General features: G+C 68.3%; 4 protein-coding genes. All 4 read right to left on the reverse strand.

Annotated elements, in window-relative coordinates:
• The coding region (locus JMF90_RS34805; protein ID WP_201326137.1) for an AMP-binding protein at nt 1-606 on the reverse strand (606 nt) is incomplete at its 3' end.
• A 4-nt stretch (nt 607-610) separates the two neighbouring features.
• The gene (locus JMF90_RS34810; protein WP_227745917.1) at nt 611-1,318 is read right to left on the reverse strand and encodes a thioesterase II family protein; all 708 of its coding nucleotides are present in this window, start codon (nt 1,316-1,318) and stop codon (nt 611-613) included.
• A gap of 53 nt (nt 1,319-1,371) precedes the next feature.
• Nucleotides 1,372-1,629: a phosphopantetheine-binding protein gene (locus tag JMF90_RS34815; protein WP_011694533.1), complete on the reverse strand. Its 258-nt coding sequence runs from the start codon at nt 1,627-1,629 to the stop codon at nt 1,372-1,374.
• 22 nt (nt 1,630-1,651) lie between these two features.
• A complete protein-coding gene (locus JMF90_RS34820; protein ID WP_236598101.1) occupies nt 1,652-2,014 on the reverse strand; it encodes a phytanoyl-CoA dioxygenase family protein in 363 nt (120 codons plus the stop codon).
• Nucleotides 2,015-2,077 lie beyond the last annotated feature (63 nt).

A 2,077-nucleotide genomic window follows, 5' to 3' on the forward strand; every position in this document is an offset into this window, starting at 1 on the left:
CGCGCCGAAGACCAGCCGCGCGACGCTTCGATGCTCGATCGGCACACCCTTGGGCTGGCCGGTGGAGCCCGACGTGAAGTTGATGTAGGCGATCGAGGCCGCCGTCGCACGCCCGTGGGGCGCTTCGCGTCGGCCTTCCTCGCGGAGCGCGTCGACCGACACCGGCAGCGCGCGGCACGCGCCGAGCGCCGCGGGCGCCGGGCCGGCCGCGCCGTACAACGCATGGCGGCAGCCGGTCTGCTCGAGCAGGTGCGCGATGCGCTGGGCGGGCCAGGCCGCGTCGAGCGGCAGGTAGGCCGCGCCGGCCTTGACGATCGCCAGCAAGGCGGCCACCAGATCCACGCCGCGCGGCAGAACCAGCGCGACCACGTCGCCGGGGCGCACGCCCTCGTCGATCAGGCGCCAGGCCAGCGCATTGGCGCAGTCGTCCAGCTCACGATAGGTGCAGGTGCGGCTCGCCGTGATCACGGCTGCCGCGTCCGGCCGGCGCGCCACAACGCGGTCGAACAACTCGCCGATGCTCGCATCGTCAGGGTACGGCACGGACGTCTGGTTGATCCGCTCGTGAAGCGACCATGCGGCTTCATCGCAGCGAAGCGATTTCATCGAACTAGCTCCTCAAACGAGTGGCCATGTGCGCAAGCAGCGGTTCGCGATGGCTATCGAGAAAGAAATGCGCGCCGTCGAACCCGACCAGCTCGCATCCGGATGTAGTGAAGCCGCGCCAGCCGGCCACGCTGGCCTCGCTGTCGATCGGATCGGCGTGGCCGTAGTAGACATGCAGCGGTACGTCGAGCGGCGTGCGGTGCCAGTTGCCCCACAGCTCCGCGAGCCGCATGTCGGCGCGCATGATCGGCAGCATCAGGTTCATCAGCCGTTCATCTTCGAGCACCTCGGTCGGCGTGCCGCCCATGGTGCGCAACGCGGCGCGGAACGCCGGCTCCGGCAGTTCGTGCAGGTAAGGCCGCGCCTGCGGACTGTCGGGGCTGCGGCAACCGCCGATGAACAGCCCCCGGCAGGTGCCCGGCGGCAGCACCGGGCGCATCCGCTGCGCGATCTCGTAGGCGAGACGGCCGCCGAAGCTGTGCCCGAACAGCGCGTGCGGCTCGCCGAGATACGGCGCGAGCGCGCTCGCGCAATCCTCGACGAGCGCGGGCCATTCGCCGTACAGCGGCTCGCGCAGGCGCATGCCGCGGCCGGGCAGGCGCACCGCCACCAGCTCGACATCCGGGGCGAGGTACTCGACCCAGTTGCGGAACAGGTCGGCGCTGCCGCCCGCATAGGCGAAACAGATCAACCGCAGCCGGGGAGCGGCCACGGGGCGCGGAACCAGGCACCACCGTGCCTGGGCCGCGCCGGCTTGCACCTGCGTCACGAGGTGCGCGTTTCGCTGTGTTGCGCGATGTGGCTCGCGATGTCGGACAGGCGGCTCTGCTCGAACAGCGCCTCCGGGGTCAGCGCATCCTCGCCGAAGCGCTCTTCCACGCGCGAAAGCAGCTTGACCGCGGTGATGGAGGTGCCGCCCGCCGCGAAGAAGTCGCTGTCGGCGTTCTCGACCCGCAGGCCCAATGCACCGCAGGCCTCGACCAGCCACGCCTCGATGTCGGTGATATCGTTGCGATTGCTCATGGTGTTTAGTGCTCCTGCCGGGTTAGTTGGCCTGGAAACGGAAGCCGTTGACGTTCTCGGTGACGAAACGGTTGTGACCGAAGGCGTCCTGGCCCGCGACCTGCACGCAGCCGAACTTGTCGAGACTGGCGCTGCCGCCGAATTCTTCCAGCGTGTTGGAATACGGATAGACGCGCACCGAGTTGGGCAGATAGCGCGCGGCGAAGCCCAGCCGCATCTTGTCGGTCAGCCCGCTGTGCGGATGCGACGCGTGCATGAGCGTCGACCAGAAGATGATGAACTGGCCCTGGCGCATGACCATCGACTTGGCCTGGCTCTCGTCCGGGCTCCAGTTCGGGTCCTTCTGCAGCTGCCGGTAGTCGTAGCCGAAGAAGCCGCGGCGCACGCCCTGTTTTCCCGGTTGTTGATCGTAATAACTTCGTATAGCATACATTATACGAAGTTATCG

The organism is Burkholderia sp. E168m23 (assembly GCF_016586125.1).
Classification (GTDB): Bacteria; Pseudomonadota; Gammaproteobacteria; order Burkholderiales; family Burkholderiaceae; genus Burkholderia; species Burkholderia orbicola.